This window comes from Roseicyclus persicicus, assembly GCF_012395815.1.
Classification (GTDB): domain Bacteria; phylum Pseudomonadota; class Alphaproteobacteria; order Rhodobacterales; family Rhodobacteraceae; genus Roseicyclus; species Roseicyclus persicicus.
The window spans coordinates 1-18,446 of record NZ_JAAZQQ010000004.1 but is presented as its reverse complement, the minus strand read 5'-3'; the positions used below and the strand labels follow the sequence as shown (position 1 = coordinate 18,446).

12 protein-coding genes and 3 pseudogenes are annotated in these 18,446 nt (G+C 57.1%); 11 read left to right on the top strand and 4 right to left on the bottom strand.

Annotated elements, in window-relative coordinates:
• The first annotated feature begins 319 nt into the window (after positions 1-319).
• The 10 genes from HCU73_RS12185 (at position 320) to HCU73_RS12140 (ending at position 12,921) form a co-directional block, all read left to right on the top strand.
• Entirely contained in the window at positions 320-2,815 is a 2,496-nt protein-coding gene (locus HCU73_RS12185) for a hypothetical protein (protein ID WP_210730632.1), read from the top strand.
• A 104-nt stretch (positions 2,816-2,919) separates the two neighbouring features.
• Complete coding sequence (locus tag HCU73_RS12180) at positions 2,920-4,317, top strand: hypothetical protein (RefSeq protein ID WP_168623739.1); 1,398 nt, start codon at positions 2,920-2,922, stop codon at positions 4,315-4,317.
• Positions 4,310-6,556, top strand: a complete 2,247-nt coding sequence (locus HCU73_RS12175) for a glycosyltransferase family protein (RefSeq protein WP_210730631.1) — start codon at positions 4,310-4,312, stop codon at positions 6,554-6,556. Before HCU73_RS12180 ends, HCU73_RS12175 begins: the two co-directional genes overlap by 8 nt.
• Before the next feature lie 127 nt (positions 6,557-6,683).
• Positions 6,684-7,679, top strand: a complete 996-nt coding sequence (locus HCU73_RS12170; RefSeq protein WP_168624033.1) for a KpsF/GutQ family sugar-phosphate isomerase — start codon at positions 6,684-6,686, stop codon at positions 7,677-7,679.
• The gene (locus tag HCU73_RS12165) at positions 7,676-8,470 is read left to right on the top strand and encodes a 3-deoxy-manno-octulosonate cytidylyltransferase (RefSeq protein ID WP_168623737.1); all 795 of its coding nucleotides are present in this window, start codon (positions 7,676-7,678) and stop codon (positions 8,468-8,470) included. Before HCU73_RS12170 ends, HCU73_RS12165 begins: the two co-directional genes overlap by 4 nt.
• On the top strand, positions 8,467-9,303 hold the full coding sequence (gene kdsA, locus HCU73_RS12160) for a 3-deoxy-8-phosphooctulonate synthase (RefSeq protein WP_168623736.1): 837 nt from the start codon (positions 8,467-8,469) through the stop codon (positions 9,301-9,303). The genes HCU73_RS12165 and kdsA overlap by 4 nt, the downstream gene beginning before the upstream one ends.
• A gap of 40 nt (positions 9,304-9,343) precedes the next feature.
• The gene (locus HCU73_RS12155) at positions 9,344-10,039 is read left to right on the top strand and encodes a glycosyltransferase (protein ID WP_168623735.1); all 696 of its coding nucleotides are present in this window, start codon (positions 9,344-9,346) and stop codon (positions 10,037-10,039) included.
• Between the two features lie 4 nt (positions 10,040-10,043).
• Entirely contained in the window at positions 10,044-11,195 is a 1,152-nt protein-coding gene (locus HCU73_RS12150) for an NAD-dependent epimerase/dehydratase family protein (RefSeq protein WP_168623734.1), read from the top strand.
• A gap of 173 nt (positions 11,196-11,368) precedes the next feature.
• Complete coding sequence (locus tag HCU73_RS12145; RefSeq protein ID WP_210730630.1) at positions 11,369-12,085, top strand: glycosyltransferase family 2 protein; 717 nt, start codon at positions 11,369-11,371, stop codon at positions 12,083-12,085.
• 77 nt (positions 12,086-12,162) lie between these two features.
• Positions 12,163-12,921, top strand: coding sequence for an IS5 family transposase (locus HCU73_RS12140; protein ID WP_168623732.1), 759 nt, complete (start codon positions 12,163-12,165; stop codon positions 12,919-12,921).
• A gap of 27 nt (positions 12,922-12,948) precedes the next feature.
• On the opposite strand, the gene HCU73_RS12135 is transcribed toward HCU73_RS12140, so the two are convergent.
• Together HCU73_RS12135 and HCU73_RS12130 are read right to left on the bottom strand one after the other, a co-directional pair.
• Positions 12,949-13,461 carry a polysaccharide pyruvyl transferase family protein gene (locus HCU73_RS12135; protein ID WP_168623731.1) on the bottom strand — a complete coding sequence of 171 codons (513 nt, stop codon included), beginning with the start codon at positions 13,459-13,461 and terminating at the stop codon, positions 12,949-12,951.
• A gap of 651 nt (positions 13,462-14,112) precedes the next feature.
• Positions 14,113-16,530, bottom strand: coding sequence for a tetratricopeptide repeat protein (locus HCU73_RS12130; protein WP_168623730.1), 2,418 nt, complete (start codon positions 16,528-16,530; stop codon positions 14,113-14,115).
• 151 nt (positions 16,531-16,681) lie between these two features.
• Between HCU73_RS12130 and HCU73_RS12125 the strand changes: the two are divergent.
• Positions 16,682-17,831, top strand: a pseudogene (locus tag HCU73_RS12125) (IS3 family transposase).
• Between the two features lie 58 nt (positions 17,832-17,889).
• On the opposite strand, the pseudogene HCU73_RS12120 reads toward HCU73_RS12125, so the two are convergent.
• A pseudogene (locus tag HCU73_RS12120) lies at positions 17,890-18,132 on the bottom strand (transposase); the annotation flags it as partial.
• Positions 18,133-18,254: 122 nt separating this feature from the next.
• Positions 18,255-18,446, bottom strand: a pseudogene (locus HCU73_RS12115) (glucose-1-phosphate thymidylyltransferase); the annotation flags it as partial.

Below are 18,446 nucleotides of genomic sequence, written 5' to 3'. Positions count from 1 at the left end.
CGCAACCGCCGCTCCTCGCTTTCGGCGTGCGCGAGATGCCACCTTTTTGATCGATAGGTTGGGAAGTTGCTCAACCTGTTGACGTGCTGTTCAACTCATCGGAATGGCACGCAGCGCGCTTGCCGCACGTGCCCATCATCGGCTAGGACCTGCCGGCGAGTGCGTTGTCAATCGTTTCCACACGCTTGACCCCTGGTTGCCAACCTGTAAACCGGGTCTAGCATTTGCGAGCGTTTTTCGACTCGCCGTGGCACCCGAGATGCCACTTATATGACAGTTGGAGATAGTTTCTCTTTTTTTATCGAATTGGGAGTGCAAGTTGCCAACGCTATTAAGACAACTCGGCATCTATTCTGACAAATGGACAAACCTTGTTGCCCGGATAGAAGTACCTGGTCCGGGCCCTATAAGTTTGACGTTTTTCTTGCCGCGTCTTCAAGAGGGGGTTGCCAAGACAGTCGTATGTTCACTCGGCGATCGCTCATACTCTGTGGTCGTCAATCGTGGCGAATTGAATCTACTTGAAATGGATTCGACTAACGAAGGCCCCTATATCGTCACATTGACTGCCGATGAGCCTGAGCCATGGACGCCTCATGACCAACGCGTCTTGGGGGTGCTGGTTGCATCGATAAAGCATGGTGGCGAGGAAGCGGTTTTCGATTTTGAGAACATGCTTCCGATTGAAAACCAATCGTACGCTGGCTTTTCCTCCAAGGCAACAACACAATCGACAGAAGAGCATGGCGCGCTCAATCCTGACTTTATAGAGATCGCCAGAATACCTGCGCCTCCTAGGAAAACTGACGTTCGAGTTGAGAACGGCTTTGGTATCATTGAAGCGCCATCAGATCTGCTAGTGATGGATGCTCGCAACCACGATCCGTCAACTGCCATCGTTGATCGGACATTCCTCCTATGCGATGGCAGTCGAGTTCTATCCGCAAAAGAACCGAAGTCTCTCACCTCGCGGCTTGATCGTTTGCGAACGTTCGTAAAGATGAGTGGCCATGATCCGGCGGTGAAGCTGCGCCTTGAGGCAGCCGCACGGGAGAAAATGGAGCTAGGCAATTACGGAGTACCTGATCCCGCTGATCTCTCAGATAGTGGGGACTGTGCCCTTACAAGTGCGATTAGGGATATTTGGTATGGATCGCAAACATCGCTAACGGTGTCTTTCTCAGAATTGGATCTCCTTTTTGGAGGTCGTGCGGCTCGCATTCGGGCATTCCAGTTTTCACCTGGTCCGACGTCAACTTTTCATTGTTTGACTGACGTCGAAATTGGGCGCTCCGGGCTAGATTTTGTTGAGTTGGAACTGGTGTGTCACTGGAAGCCGGTATTGCTTGAGCTGCGTGATCCTGCAGACTTTACCGTTGGACTTGCTGCCATATTGTTTCCGTCTCTCGCACGGGGTGGGCTGCATCATTCCGAGTTCGTAACAGGTTTCGTTGGCGCCTTTGGTTTGCAGCCGATGCTCTCCTACATGGAAGATCTGGCGCGGGCAGCTGCACGTCAGCGTAGTTCGGTCGAGTTTGCTGTTCGGCTGGATGGAGCCACGGGTGGTGAGGCGATATTCCAGCCCTCTCTGCGAGATTGGATCCAGGGTTTCGGCCACTCAGTGACCGCGGTGCTATCGGGGGACGCCGAGGACGCTGACATTCTAGCCTCCACGGGGCTTCCTCCCTCGCGGGAGTCGGGTCGGACATTGATGCTGCCAGCCGATGCGATCCCGACACTGTCGGCTGTCTGCGGTGTTGCATTCGATGAGGCGGATGAGGGGGCCGGCGTTCGTGTTCCTTCGCCTTTTCTCTTGGCAGAGGTGGGAACAGGTCGTCCTCGCTGGTCAATTGCTCTGCCAGCCGATCCCCTATTGGTGCACTGGCAAGATCACATCGGTCAGTGGGACTACCCTGTAGCTAGCGGTATGGGTAAACCATCGACACCAGTTGCAGTGCGTATGCCAGTCGAAGCAGGGGCCGATCGGCCCTTGTCGCACCTGTGCAGTTCTCCGCTGCCGCCCGTGGTAACCAAGGCTCAGGCAGAACGCACGTTCTGCGTGCTGGAGGTTGATGAGATCTCCCAAACGAGGCGCTGTCTGGTGGCGTTGAATACACAAGATCGCGCTGACGCATTACGAGTCCTTTTGAGCGTTCCACCGCGGTTAGCGGCGCACCAACCCGCTTTTCAAGCTCTGCTACAAGAAACTGGTGTCCTTGATGGCGAAGTCAGGGTGATGATCCCGGGTAGCCCGCCGATTGATTGGCTATTGTCTGCTTCCGAAGGTTTCTCATCGATCTTGCTTCTGCGGGATGGAGTCATCCTTCACGATCCACAAACGCTTGCAGTTCTTCAGCATTTCCTTTCAGAAGCTGGTACGGCGAGTGTGGCGCCCATGATCCTGCAGGAGGAAACCGTTCACAAATCCATTCGGATTTCTCATGCCGAGTCGGGCTACTTCCCTAGCCGCGTGCATTTCTCTGCTGGGCCACGACTTGTTGTAGCGACGTCTCCGGGGGTTCTCGAGGCGCTGCCAGTTAGTGTTTTCCCAGTCATCGCAAACACCCAGTCAGCGGTCCTGATAGGCCGTGAGGCTGTTTCTGGAAGTCACCTGCACCTACTAGAACCGGCTGCCTTTGGGCTTGAAGCTACGGCGCGAGGTTATCGTAACGTTTGCGTAGCGGCGTTGCGAGCCACGTCCGTCCGACGACTTCCCGCTCAGGAGGTTATGGACCCTGCCGGAACGAGGCTGATCGATCCATCTGCGTGGGGCGGCCTGCTGTCCGGTGTCGCGCGGATCGAGGAAATCCGCTGATGAGGATCACAGTAGTCATCCCGCATCGCGATCACCGCGCGTCCCCAGGGGTACGGATTCGTTACGATCGGATTCAAGATCAACTCTCCCGATTGGGTCATTCTATGGACTACGCACTCATCGACGAACTGCGAGCGTCGGCTGTTCCGAAGGGTGACATCTTCCTGTTCTGCAAGTGTCAGGATATCCGGTCGATCCTAATGGCCGAAGCGCTCCGTGCAAAGGGCAAGCGCGTCGGAGTGGACATCTTCGATGACTACTTCTCGCAAACAGGCGACATGCGCCTGTCCCATATCCGAGAGTGGATGAGGGAAATGATTGCGCGGGTCGATTTCCTGTTGTGTGCAACAGACACAATGAAGGCACGCCTCGGTCAAATGGCGCCCGATCTTCCGATCCATCGCATGAACGATCCTTTCGACGCTTTTGAGCCGGAACGGGTGGCTCGGTCGTTGGTTGAAAGATTGCAGCGCGTGCATGTGACGGGCCAAATCAACGTGGCCTGGTTCGGAACCGGCGACAATCCGTACTTTCCCGTTGGGCTGGATGACCTGTGCGACTTCGGAGAAGTGCTGGCAGGGTTCCGTCGGCGAGGTTTCAGGGCAAATCTCCGTGTGCTGACCAACACCCGGGCCATGACTCCGGCTCGTCTAGCCCGGTTGGGGCGGTTACCGCTTTCACCCATGATCGAAGAATGGACGCTGGAGGGCGAAGAACATCTGCTTTCCGACAGCTTTGTAGCATTCCTGCCTGTTGGGTCGCAGTCCTTTTCGACTGCCAAGTCCTTGAACCGCGCAGTGACAGCACTGACACGCGGGGCGCAGGTGTTGACGGTTGGTGCGCCAATTTATGAGGCATTGGAGCCCTTCCATTACCGGACGACGGATGAACTTGTAGATGACGTGCTGCGCGGTACCCTTAGACTACGACCTCAGGTCCTGCCATCACTCTCAGCGTCATTTGCCCGTATGTCGGATCCTGCAAACGAAGCAGCCGAACTCGCCGACTTCCTTGAAAGGGTTTCGCCCTTCCCCACACCCCGTACACTCGACGACGTAGTCATCGTGTTGCATGGAGCGGGAGATGGCGCAAAACAACACAAGTTCGCCCAGCGTTCCAAGATGTTCTCTGTGGCAAGCCCGTTTCAGACGGCGCCAATGAACTTCGACCTGAAGTTTGTCCCTGACGGAACAGGGGAGATCGTAGCGGTGATCTCCGACCGTATGTCCAAGGTGCTCGAGTCTGAGGCGCAGAAGATGCTCAGGCCTTGGCCGTCGGATGGACCGATTACCTTTCACGGCCTCTCCCTCGGGGCAGTACCAGGCCTTTGTCTGTCGATGCATCATGTAGCAGAGAAACTAGCAGCCTACGATCTTGGGATGCGCACCGCAGCTGCCATTCTGCAGCGCCTTATTCCCGATGCCCGCATTGTGATATCAGAAACGACTGCACCTTTTCAGCTACGTGCGCCCCTTGCTATCCCGGAGACCGTCGATGCGTAGGTCGGAGGTCATCTTTATCATCAGCTTGCTGCAGGACTTCAATACTGTCCGACCGCTTGCCTACCTTGCGGCCCGTGAGACGGAAGCCGACATCAGCTTTCTGATCAGTTGGCGGTTCGGCGATCGGGATACGACCGGCACTTGGCGTGGCGAGATAGAAGAGGCGGCACAGGAGTTATCGGCGAACGTCATCGAATGCGGTAACCTTTCGCGAGCGGCGATGTTGCTCCATGGAAGACGTGGAGCGCTCGTAGCTGGTGTGGATTCTGATATTCCGGGCGCGCACGGGGACGTCTACCAGATCTATAGCGTCGCACCTTCTAGCCTTATGAAAATCACGCTTCAGCACGGGCTGGAATGTGTCGGCTTTCGTCAGAACCGAGAGCATGTCATTGCACACGGGCGCAATATCACGTTCGGCGGGGACGTCGTCTGTGCCTGGCTGCCGTCGTCTGAACTGTCGGCCATGGTTGCCTCGCAACGGGCTCGCCTGTACGTCACCGGACCGCAAATGCTTCTGTCGCGTCCCCGCGTTGCAGCTGACCACCCCCCAGTCCTTGGTGGAATGGTTTGTGAAAACCTGCATTCGGTGCGGCTGCGTGCATCGGGAGACCATGGTCAGTCGTTCATGGCAACTTTCGCGGAGTACTGCCGCGTACTTGAAGCAGGTGGTGACGGACTCACCCTGCGTCCACACCCCGGCGGGCAATATGTCCTGAAGAACGGCGTGCCGCTTCCGCCGAATGCCGTTCTGAACAACCTGCCGATCTACAAGGTGAACCTGCCGGCCTATGAGTACGGTATCTCGGCTCCATCCACCGTGGTGCTCGACATGGTCCTTGCTGGTCTTCCGGTGGGCGTCTGGCGTGATTCTGCAGGTATCATGGACGCCAGCATGTACGATGGCCTGACCGCCATAAGCACTCTTGAGGACTGGATGGCATTCCTGCGCGACGTACGCCTCCGGCGCGACGCGATCCTTGAACGCCAGCGTTCATTCCTCGATGATATTGGAATAATCCGAGATCCGGCCGAGGTCTATCGCCGCTTCGCGCGCCTCCTGACGGCTGCGTTGGCACGGCAGGCCCCCGAACCGCTTCGCACTTTGTCTCCCTCGGTGCCGACCCCGCGTCGGGTTCTTTTCTTCGCGAATGGAGCGATCCCGACCCTTCAATTGTCGTTTCAAAAGCCGCTGCAGCCCTTGGTGGACGCCGGCCGCATGCGGCATTTTTTTGCTTACGAAGATGAGTTTCTGCGCCAGACTAAAGGTAAGCCTGCATCTCCTGATCGGGTCCGCGCATGGGTGGAAGATACATTCGACAAGGCGGTTCCTGATCTGGTGGTGGCCTGCCGGTACAGCGGCCTAGGTGCAGAGCAGATTGTCCAGACCTGCCGTGATCGGGGTGTGCCGCTCGTCTATCACATTGACGACGACTTGCTGAACCTTCCACGTGAATTGGGTGAGAAGAAGTATGCATTCCATATGAGCCCTGCTCGAACAGGTGCCGTGCGGACCTTCTTGGCCGAAGCAGATGTTGTCTACTGTTCAACGATACCGCTGCGCCGCAGGTTTCGTGAATATGGCTTCAGGACGGCCATGACCGTAGGTCCGATCTACTGTTCAGGTTCAGTACTCGTCCCGGCGGAGCTCCGCCCTGTTACTCGTATCGGCTACATGGGCTTTGACCACGCGCACGATTTCTCCATCGTCGTGCCCGCGCTGGTGCAATTGATGCAGGCCCATCCGCATCTGCAGTTCGAGTTGTTTGGGTCGATCCCGATGCCGCCCGAACTCGCAGCATTCGGCGAGAGAGTGACAGCCGTTCCACCTGTAAGGGTCTACGCTGAGTTCATGGATGCATTCGCTGCCCGCAGATGGGACATTGGCATCGCCCCGTTGGCTGACCTGCCCTTCAATCGCGTCAAGGCCAACACCAAGTGGGTCGAATATACTGCGATCGGCGCTGCAGTAGTTGCAACGGCCGGGACAATCTATGACGGGTGCGGGTCTGATGGCTGCGCTGTGTTGGTTCCGGATGACGGTTGGTTTGTAGCTCTGGACCGGTTGGTAAGTGATCCTGCTCTCAGATTCTCGCAGGTGCAACGTGCGCAGGCACGGCTTACTGCTGACTACGGCACAGACAGACTGCGTTCGCAGGTTCTGCAGGTCTTTTCGAAAGCCATTACACAGAGACAACACGAGTCGACTGGCAGAGCAGCCCCTTTGGAGAAGATTTAATGACTAATGGGCTTATGAACGCCTTGGGCAACAGGTTCGGTGTCAAAGCGCCCTGTGTTTCTAGAAGAAGGGGCACGCTATTGGGCTTCTGCCTCTGCTGTCTCAAGACGAACCGGCGGAGTTCATGATGCCAATCACTCGATTTTCAGCGGCGAGCGGCGCTTCCGATGCTGCTGAGGCAACCCTCTCGACGGCGCGACGGGTCTTGCAGACAGAAGCCGATGCCTTAGTGACGCTGTCGCGCGCGCTGCCTGCCGACTTCCTATCGGTTGTATCACTCATCCTTGAGGCAAAGGGTCGTGTGATATTTTCCGGTGTCGGAAAATCGGGGCACATTGCCAGAAAGATCGCAGCCACCTTCAGTTCTACGGGCACGCCATCCTATTTTGTGCATGCAGGGGAGGCTAGCCACGGCGATCTCGGTACGATCACAGAGGCCGACATCTGCATCGCCCTTTCGAACTCCGGCGAGACCCCGGAATTGAGTGACCTTATCGCGCACACCCGTCGCTTCTCTATCCCGCTGGTCGCAATAACCAGCCGGGGGGACAGCACGTTGAGCTCCGCTGCCGACTACCTCTTGTTGCTTCCACCTGCGCCCGAGGCCTGCATCATCGGCATGGCTCCTACCACCTCGACGACATTGGCGCTTGCGTTGGGTGATGCCCTAGCCATCTCTCTCATGGAGAGGCGCGGTTTCCTACCCGAACACTTCCGTACCTTCCATCCCGGTGGCAAGCTCGGCGCTCGGCTTGCTCGGGTAAGCCAGATCATGCGTGGGCCCGAGTTCCTTCCATTGGTTGCGCCTGATCAGCCGATGACTGAGACGATTCTAGTGATGACGGAGAAGGGTGTGGGGGTTGCTGGCCTCGTGGAAGACGGGCGCCTTACCGGGATAATCACTGACGGTGATCTTCGGCGGCATATGGACGGCCTTATGACGATGACGGCCAAGGATGTGGCCACGCGAAATCCGTTGACGGCCGATCCTACCATGCTGGCTGCCGAGGCAGTTGCCGCCATGAACGCCCGCAAAGTGCACATGATGTTTGTCGTTGATGAGGGCAAAAGGCCCCTTGGCGTCCTCCATATCCACGACTGCCTGCGAGCGGGGGTGGCATGAGGACCGTCATCTTGATACCGGCGCGCTACGCCTCAAGTCGCTTCCCTGGAAAGCCACTCGTTGACCTTCGCGGTCCAGACGGGACGAAGTCTCTTATCCGGCGAAGCTGGGAGGCTGCCAAGGCCGTTCAAGGGGTGGCCGAAGTTCATGTTGTGACTGACGATGATCGTATACGTATGGCTGCGGAATCTTTCGGTGCGTCAGTAATGATGACCTCGGAAGAGGCCGAAAACGGCACTGCGCGCTGCACTGAGGCTGTGGCTCGTTACGGCATCGAGGCTGACCTGATCGTGAACCTACAGGGGGACGCCCCATTGACGCCGCCTTGGTTTGTCGATGCGCTAATCGCTACGATGGCCAACGACAAAGTGGCGGATATGGTGACGCCAGTCATACGTTGCGATCGAGAGAGCCTGGAGCACTTCCTTGCTGACCGTAGGGCTGGTCGCGTCGGGGGGACGACAGCAGTCTTTGATCACGACAATCGCGCGCTCTATTTCTCGAAAGAGGTAATACCGTACACAGGGGGAGTGGTGCCTGAGCCGATCCCCGTATTCCATCATGTAGGCCTGTACGCATATCGTCCGGCGGCTCTTGCCGCTTATGCATCTTGGCGCATGGGCCCGCTGGAGGCGCTTGAGGGCTTGGAGCAATTGCGCTTCCTTGAAAACGGATTGACCTTGCGCTGCGTGCCCGTTGATGGGCGAGGGCGCGTGTTCTGGGAACTGAATAATCCTGTAGACGTGGAAAGAATTGAGATGGTCCTCATGGCACAGGAGGACATGTCATGATTCCCAACACACGCAGGATCCGGATCCGAGACTTCGAGGTGGGAGGGCCACTTCCCATCGCCTTGATCGCTGGACCCTGCCAGCTCGAAAGCCTCGACCATGCTCGGATGATCGCCGAAGGTCTATCTGAAGCCTGTGCGCCTACTGGCACACGTTTCGTTTTCAAGGCTAGCTATGACAAGGCCAACCGTTCGTCACTGTCAGGCACCCGCGGACTAGGCATGGACGTCGGGCTCGAAATTCTGGCCCGTATCCGCGAGGAATTTGGCTGTCCAGTATTGACCGATGTTCATGAGGTCCACCACTGCGCCCGGGCCGCTGATGTGGTGGATGTGCTGCAAATCCCTGCATTCCTCTGCCGGCAGACCGATCTTCTTCTCGCTGCTGGAGAAACTGGGCGCGTTATCAATATCAAGAAGGGGCAGTTCCTGGCGCCGTGGGACATGGCCAATGTAGCGGCCAAAGTGGAAAGCACCGGCAACCAGTCTATCCTTCTATGCGAACGCGGCACGTCATTCGGCTACAATACTCTTGTCACTGACTTTCGCGGGTTGACCACCATGGCATCTACAGGTTGGCCCGTTGTCTTTGATGCAACCCACTCGGTGCAACAACCTGGTGGTCGCGGCAGTTCAAGCGGTGGACAGCGTGAATTCGCGCCCGTGCTGGCTCGGGCCGCATGCGCGGTGGGCGTTTCAATGCTGTTCATCGAAACCCACGAGGACCCTGATCGGGCGCCCAGCGATGGCCCGAACATGATACCGCTGACCGAGATGAAGGACTTGGTTGCCCGTCTGTCCTCTATCGATCAGCTAGTTAAGGGTATGGTCTGATCCTTTCCCAATTCCAATTTCGCCTCTAGGAGACACGGAAATGAGTGAAAAATTGAAGGTATTTGTTGGCTACGATAGTCGGGAAGATATTGCTTGGCAGGTCTGCCGACATTCGATCCATCGCCACTCCTCGGCAGATCTTGAAGTCTACCCCCTCAAATTGACGACGCTGAGGGAGCTCGGGCTCTATACTCGTCAGGCCGACAAGGCCTCTACCGAGTTTTCCCTAACGCGATTTCTGACGCCGTATCTCGGCGCTCACGATGGCTGGTCAATTTTCGTTGATTGCGACTTCCTTTTCACTGTAGATGTCCGCAGCGTTCTGCAGAACGCTAATCGCGAAAAGGCAGTGTACGTCGTGCAGCATGACTACACACCTGCCAACGCCATCAAGATGGACGGGCAGGCGCAGACGACTTATCCGCGCAAGAACTGGTCATCCTTCATTCTTTTCAACAACGCCCACCCGGATGTAAAGGCGCTCACCCCGGAAGTGGTAAACACTGCCTCTCCCGCGCACCTGCACCGCTTCAACTGGGTGTCAGACGATGATCTGATCGGGGCTCTTCCACTGGAATGGAATTTCCTAGAGGGAGAGTATCCGAAGCCTGATCGTATCCCGTCGGCGATCCACTATACGAATGGCGGTCCTTGGTTCGACGACTGGCAGAACGTTGAATTCGCGGATCTGTGGCGTTCCGAACGCGACATGTATCTCAACTCCGTCAAGGCGTGACGCGATGTCTGACGGTCTTGTCCTAGTAACAGGGGGAGCGGGCTTCATCGGCTCGCACCTCGCCCCGCAATTGGTGGCCCTTGGTCGCCAGGTCAGGGTGCTCGACACACTGTCCCCGCAAGTGCACGGCCAAGTACCCGGCGACAACGTTGCTTGGCTCACCACAACCCCTGGCGTCGAGTTCCGCCGCGGCTCGGCCGGCACCCCGGCCGATCTGCGTTCAGCGCTAGAGGGAGTGAGTGCGGTCGTTCACTTGGCAGCCGAAACCGGGACGGGACAGTCGATGTACGAGATCGCGCGCTATTGCCGCCAGAACGTACAAGCTACAGCGCTCTTGATGGACTTGATTGCGAATGACCGCAGCCTGAATGTGGAGCGGGTGGTTCTTGCATCCTCTCGTTCGGTTTACGGCGAAGGCGCATATGTCCGCTGTGATACGAGCGACGGTGCCCGGCTCACGCCACCAACTCGATCGGCTGAAGCGCTGCGAGCGGGGCAGTGGGAGCCGGTTTGCCCGGATACAGGAGCCCCTCTCCAGGCCGTGCCGACGCGGGAGGATGATCGGACGGCACCAGCATCCATCTACGCCGCAACCAAGCTGATGCAGGAGGACTTGGTACGGATTGGTTGTGCAGCGGCCGGCGTGGGATATGCGATCCTACGGCTGCAGAACGTTTACGGCGAGGGCCAGTCGCTGGCTAATCCCTATACCGGCATTCTTTCGATCTTCTCGACCCGCATACGCAGGGGGCTAGAGCTTCCCGTGTTCGAGGACGGGCTGGAGAGCCGTGATTTCGTGCATGTCTCGGATGTATCGGCCGCCTTCGTAGCTGCCGTGCAAGCTCAGCAGGTCCTTGACACGGTCGTAAATGTAGGAAGCGGAGTGGCCACGCCAGTTATTGAGGTCGCACGCTCGCTCTGTCGTGCCTTCTCCGCGCCTGAGAAGGTACACGTTACTGGCCAGTACCGTGTGGGGGACATCCGCCATAACATGGCTGATGTTTCGGTCTTACGCAGAGTGCTGAAGGTCGACCCGCAGGTCCAGCTTGACGACGGCCTAAAACGGTTTTCGCGATGGGTCACGGATCAACCACTGCATGCTGACCGATTGGACGAAGCCAACGCAGAACTTGTGAAGCGGGGGATGATGGGGTGAGATTACCTGTTCCAAATCCTGGCAACACAGGAGCACGACCATCGTGGTGAGTGCCGGTAAAATCCAGAAAGACAATCGAGCATGTTAGTTCCTGCTTGCTCTTCGCAGCACATCCGCAGTTGCTGCATCAGTTCGCATGCACTATCCGACGCTTGCCGAAGGGGGGGCTGAGTATGCAACTGTCGATTGTGAGTCACTATTACAATAATGTTTCTGCGGTCGAGAAGATGATCGCATCGTTTGCCCAGATGGAACGGGATTTTCCTGATTACTTCGATTTCGTTCTCGTTGATGACCATAGTCACAAGCCAGTGCCGCTGAATATGTTCGAAGGTCTTAGGAACCTTCGCGTGTTTCGAATTAAGGAAGACGTTGCATGGAACATGCCCGCGGCCCGGAACATTGGTGTCCATGAGGCGCGTTGCGAAAAGATCGTCCTGCTGGACATAGATCATGGCTTCCACCGTGACGATACGCGATCTCTGATGCTCGATGCAGAAAGGCTGCAGCAGAACGAAATTGGCCACTTCCCTCGAATGAAGAAAGAGAAAGGGGGATGGGTTGAGATTAATCCACATATAAACAGCTTCTTGATTTGCAGGTCGGACTTTATGCGTGTTGGCGGGTACGATGAGAGCTTTTCTGGAAGTTATGGATGTGAGGACAAGTTCTTTCAGGTTTGCTGCCGGAAGAATGGAATTAAGCGAAAGTTAATGAGCACGATGGCATTCGTGGTCGCTAGCGCCACTCAAGATCTTGACCGCGACAAATCGATTAACCAAACTATATTGGAGCGCCTCATGAGCAAACCAGTTCCGCGAGCGGAAAAGTTTATGACGTACAGCTGGGAGAAAATCCATCCGAAGAGTGAGCTCTCCGTCAGTGCATGAGGTGAGTAGGGTTAGGCTCAGGACCCATTGATTTGAGCCGAAGGGCATGATTCACCGCACGAAAACAGAGCGGTGATATGTCTGATCTCTTCTGGCTGAGTGATGCGCAGATGGCGCGTCTGGAGCCCTACTTCCCGAAGTCCCATGGCAAGCCGCGCGTCGATGATCGGCGCGTGTTGAGTGGGAGTATCTTCACAAATCGTAACGGCTTGCGGTGGCGCGATGCTCCTGCCGCATACGGCCCCCACAAGACGCTCTACAATCGTTGGAAGCGGTGGAGCGACAAGGGCATCTTCGCGAAGATGATGGCGGGACTGGTTGCCGAGCACGGCGAGAAGAACACCGTGATGATCGACACCACTTACCTGAAGGGTCACCGCACGGCGTCCAGTCTGGGCGTCAAAAAAGGGGGGCGCGGTCGCCTGATCGGACGGACCAAGGGCGGCATGAACACGAAATTGCACGCCATCTGCGACAGCCAGGGACATCCACTCAACCTGTTCGTCACGGCCGGGCAGGTGAGCGACTACATCGGTGTGAGGGCTCTTTGCGACAGTCTGCCGAATGTCGATTGGCTGCTCGGCGATCGCGGCTACGACGCCGACTGGTTCCGGGAAGCGTTGAAAGACAAGGGCATACGAGCCTGCATCCCCGGCCGGAAACAACGGAAGACGCCGGTGAAATACGACAAGCGCCGATACAAGCGGCGCAACCGCAACGAGATCATGTTCGGCAGGCTCAAAGACTGGCGGCGGGTGGCCACGCGATACGACAGGTGCCTCAAGGTCTTCCTCTCGGCCATCGCTCTGGCCGCTATCGTCATCTACTGGCTATGAGTCCTGAGCCTAGTCTTCGATCAACATTCAGGCCTTAAGGTGAGACGGGAACGCTGCCGCAATACGGTTTTTGTATTCGCCGACGCGAGCAAAATGAGAAGTATCGATCAACTCTGGTGAGATGGCAGTAAGATTCCGATTGCAATGCAATATCTCGAGTCGTCTAAACTGCCTCCGGCGTATCGATGAAAAATAGTCGTAAAACTTGAACGCTTCGGCCGGATGAATATCCCGGTATGCGGCCCAGACATTCGGAATGCCGTATGCGTCGGCGAAAATTAGCCCGTGCAGACTTGTGCTGACGATCATCTCACATTTGCTGAAGAGATCGAATGTCCTGTTGATATCCGGGTTCGTCAGGTCGATCAGGATGGACGCGGGCGTCGCTTCATTCAGTGCCTTCCATAAAGGATCCCCGACCTGGCTCTGGTGCGGCACAAGGCCTACCGAGTAGGCCTTTTCAGCAGACGCTGCCGGCCAGATTTCGGAGACTAGAATGCCCGGATCGCCCATCGGCAGAGCCGGCATTCCCTCGACCATGCCCCGCGTAAGAGGTCCCCGCACGGCACTGAACCGGACTTCCGGACCGAACCGTCGCACCTGGGGCGTCATCAGGCCTGACCCCCACACGTCAACCGGCCGCGGGGTCGTTGCGAGCCGATTGTGAAGGGCTTGGAGCACACTCCCGATTGCCACGAGGTCACATGTGAGGAGATCCGCCTGCCGCACTCCACGCCTTGAGACGAACTCGACAACTTTTGCGTTGATCTCGTCACCCAAATTTATCTTGTTTCCACCCGGTGGCCTGTACCAATATACTAGAATTTCGTGCAAAGGATGGTTCTCCGATTGTCATCTCTGATGACGGTTCTGGCATGCTTCAATCGGGCGATCCGATTGCAGACGTAGCCGGTTATTGCCAAGTGGATACTGCTGAGTGCCAACCTGCCGTCGGAAACGCTACGTTGCAATGCTTTTCGAACTGGGGCTCGCTCCATGGCCACCGCTTGAGGTGCGACGCGGATCTGCTGCTGAATATTTTCACTTAGTATCCGCGGTGAAACCGCGGTTTATCAGGCGGCTCTGACAAAACGCCTACATCGGACCTTGGCGCGCAAGTCAGACTGTTCCTTCATTCTGCTCCAGAATGCGTCTCCCATTACGAAATCTACATTTCGTTATGTGGTTGCTTCATGCTGTGCTTCCCCAAATCTCTTTATATAACCGCTTTGTTTGGTCGTTATTCCAATACCTTGATCCCCGCTTGTACGGCAGCTTTAGGTGTGGCCGTACTTGGGCGAGCATGCTCTCCTGTGGCCGTATAGTTACACCATCGCCATCCGAAGCTAAGTGGCCTGCGATTGCCCGCGTGAGGGCTCCAGGCCCCGTCTTGAGCCAGACGCTGTCATTGTCGCGCCGTAGCAATGCGTCCTTAACCAACGCCACTGCCCGGCCCAGAGCAGGGTGACCTGGCGGCGCACAAATCAAATTGTTGCATATCGCCCCGAATATCTCAGTGAATACCACCATCCCCGACCCCTCCGAGACGATAGTGTCTGGGTGCCCCACCAGCAGGTCATCCGCGTCTGCATAAATGCCTCCTCCGTGGAAGAGTAAGCAATAACGCAAAAAATCAGCCTCTTCTGCCACATGCCGCGCCAAGCTAAAGGCTCGTGCGTGATCGCTCCCAAGCGTCGCCGCAAGCCAGTACCTTGCATCCCGCCGGTCCAGCCTAAGATATTTCCAACCCGCAACGCCCTGCCAGCTGCGCATTGCGGCCGAAATATCCGGTGGGGGAGATGAATCGTTCCAGTACTGCACTATACGCCGCGGGATGCTAGATTCGCGCAGTTTTGCGGGTGCCGTAGAAGAAATATGACTGCGAATTTCTTCGAACGCTGCATGGTAATTCGTCTCAATCAGTGCGAGCCGCTCATCGAGTGTACGCACGGAGGTCAGGGCGTGCCTATACATTCGTAGCTCGGTTAGCAGTGTTCCTGCCAAAGTAGAGCCAAAATGGGCAGCGCGTGACCTTCTTTGCCCGGGGTCCTGCCTCGCAGCGGTCTCGGCTTTCTCTGCATCCTCAAGGCGCCCCAAGGCGATGAGAAGCCGCAGACGCTGATCGAGAGATTTGGCATTTTGACCAGATTGCAGCTGCTGGTCCAAGAGACTGAGCGCTTCGTCGTATGCGTCCGTCTGGATCAGTATACGTAGGCGTAGTTTTTTGTACTCGGACTCAGCTAGAGAAGTTCGCTCGCGATCAAGCCAAGCCAGCGCTTCCGCATTCTGTCCATTCGCAACAAAGCTTGAAATTAGTTCGGACCTTATCCTGGCGGACCCTGGCCATCGGCGCGAACAGAACCGGAGATACCGCAATGCTAACCGCGTCCGTCCGGCCGCCAAGAGAAACCGTGAAAGTAGCTGAGCTTCACGGGCACTCCGACGGGCGCGTGGCTCTTCGAGAATGGCAGCCAGAGCATCAAGTGGGCCCACGGTAAGCATTCTCTCTTCTGCGCGAAACTGCAAGCGATCCTCAGGATGGATCCTGCGGGTCATCTCCTCCTGAGCTTTGGCAACCAGGTTAGGATCCTCTGTACTCAAAGCAAGCTGAAGTACGGCTAACGCGAGATTAAGTCTGATGCTACTCATCTCGAGCACCCGCATTACAAGGCCCGAAAGAACATCAATCTGACCGAGACGTTCCGAGAGCTGGATGAAAAGGACAAGTTCGTTTTCCGGAATGACTTGCTCGCTTTTTTCCAACGACAACAGAATTTGCGCAGCGCGTGTTTGGTCGCCAACCTTGATGCAGAGATTGGCAAGATGTAGTGACCATCTTGGGGCTGTTGGCATACATGGCGTGGCGCTTCCGCTGTCTGTGTTCGAAGCAGTCTGTCCGACGGCTGTTTCAAGGATCTTGATCGCTGCATTGGCGCCGTAGGTCGCCTCGGCAATTGCCACTATCCCTCGAAGCGCATGTGGTGAATCAGGCTCTGCTGCAAGTACTCTACGAAATAGCTGGTCTGCCGTGGCTAGGTCGCCGAGCTCTTGGCACGTCGTAGCTAATTCGATGGCAAACGAAATATTTTGGGGCTGCTCACTGAGCAGGCGTTCCAAGATCACCTTGGCCTCATTGGGTTTCCCTAATGAGCGCAGACAGCGCGCGTGTAAGTGGCGAATGCGTTGGTTCTCCGGAACTGCAACAAGTGCTTTCGTGCAACTAGAAAAGGCAGTAGGTATCTCGCCCCCAAAAAAAGCAATTTCGATGAGGCCAATATGGGCACGTTCGTTATTCGGTTGCATGTCGAGGACTTCGCGGTAGGTTGCCGCCGCCTTTTCCATTTGTCCAAGTCGTCTGAGTGCGTTGGCAAGCTGCATGGCTATGGAGGGGTTAAATCCGCCTTCCTGCAGCAGGGCTTCAAAAATCGGAACCGCCTCGGAATGCAGGCCCAAACGCAACATGCAGCTCCCCAGAAGCTTTTGTAGGGAAGCATTTGAAGGCCAAGTTCGGAGAGCTTGCTGTGCAAGTAACCTGGCGCCATCAACGTCTCCCTGTTCAAGCAGCTGCCGACACCGATTGACGGTCGCAAGGGCGGTCGGATCCTTCAAGTGGGCGTTTCCTCCAAGTTCAAAAAGCCTGATGGCAGTCTATGCCCCATGCGGCTTATCTTCTCAACACGATGAGACTAAGCGGTTGACCTGCTCCCCTGAAACCTCCCCACACTGAGGTTAGTCTGTTCCTCGACAGAGGAGACGGACGATGAAGCGCAGCAGACTTAGCGAAGAACAGATCATTGGCATTCTGAAGGAGCACCAGGCCGGGCTGAGCGCGGCGGAGCTCTGCCGCAAGCACGGCGTGAGCGAGCCGACGTTCCAAAAGTGGCGCTCGAAGTATGGCGGCATGGAGGTGTCGGACGCGAAGCGGCGGAGGGCGCTCGAGGAAGAGAACGCCAAGCTGAAGAAGCTCTTGGCGGAATCGATGCTCGACGTCTCGACGCTGCGCGAGATGCTCGGAAAAAACTTCTGAGGATGAGCCATGTCGCGCCATTGGTCCGAGCGACAAAGGCGAATGTTCGAGGAGATCTGCCGTGAACTGGGCCATCACCGAGAAGGGCTACTCCCAAAGGCGCGCATGCCGGCTCGTCGGGATCGATCCGCGGGTCTACCGGTATCGTTCGACGCGGGGCGATGACGTGCCACTTCGACGACGCCTGCGTGAGCTGTCGTCCGAGCGCCGGCGGTTCGGATACCGCCGCCTGCACATCCTGCTCCGCCGCGAAGGCTGGGAGGTGAACTGGAAGAAGCTCTACCGCATCTACCGCGAGGAACGGCTGACCGTGCGCAAGCGCGGCGGCCGGAAGCGTGCCTTGGGGACGCGGGCACCGATGGCGATCCCGCAGGGCCCGAACCAGCGCTGGAGCCTCGACTTCGTGTCCGACGCGCTGTCCTGTGGGCGGCGGTTCAGGGTGCTATGCGTCATCGATGACTTCAGTCGGGAGTGCCTGGCCGCGGTGGTCGATACCTCGATCTCCGGCGTTCGTGTCGCCTGGGAACTGGACCGTATCGCCGAGATCCGGGGCTATCCCTGCATGGTGGTCAGCGACAACGGAACCGAGCTCACCTCGAACGCCATCCTGAAATGGCAGGAGGAGCGCTGTGTCGAGTGGCACTACATCGCCCCGGGCAAGCCGATGCAGAACGGTCTGGTCGAGAGCTTCAACGGCCGGCTTCGCGACGAATGCCTGAACGAGCATCTCTTCACCGGCCTACGCCATGCCCGCCAATTGATTGCGGCATGGCGCGACGACTACAACCACCACCGCCCGCACACGAGCCTCGACGGGCTCACCCCGCGGGACTACTTCACAAGGTCAGAGAAGGACCAAACCCGGAACGGACTAAACTTCTGAACGAGGACAATCCGGGGAGCAGGTCAAACCCGGAAATCTGTCCAAGGATTGGGGAGTAGCTCAGCCCCTCCATCATCCGGGCGAAGACCCCCATGTCGCCCCACCGCTTCCGGCGATTGTAGAGGGTCTTCGGCGGGCCATACTCCCGCGGCGCATCGCACCAACGCAACCCGTTGCAATTGATGAAGACTATTCCACTCAGGACACGCCGGTCATCGATGCGCGGCTTGCCATGGCTCTTAGGAAAGAACGGCTTCAACCGCTCCATCTGGTCTTCGGTCAGCCAGAAAAGACTGCTCATCTTCACCCCCGTCGGTTCGAGTGCGTGGATCACGCGGTGACGGCAGCTTCAAGCAGATCAATGGGTCCTGACCCTAGTTTCTTTTCCACGAAACCTACGACAAACGAATGCGTTGGCCATTGTTACAACAGGGATTTAAGGTAGCGGCCGTAGTCGTTCTTTCCAAACATGCGGGCGCGTTTCGCGAGGTTGTCGGCGGAAATCCACCCCTGGGCGTAGGCGATCTCGTCGGGCGAGCCGGTCTGCATGCCCTGGCGCTGTTCCAGCGTGCGCACGAAGTTGCCGGCGTCGAGCAGGCTTGCGTGGGTGCCGGT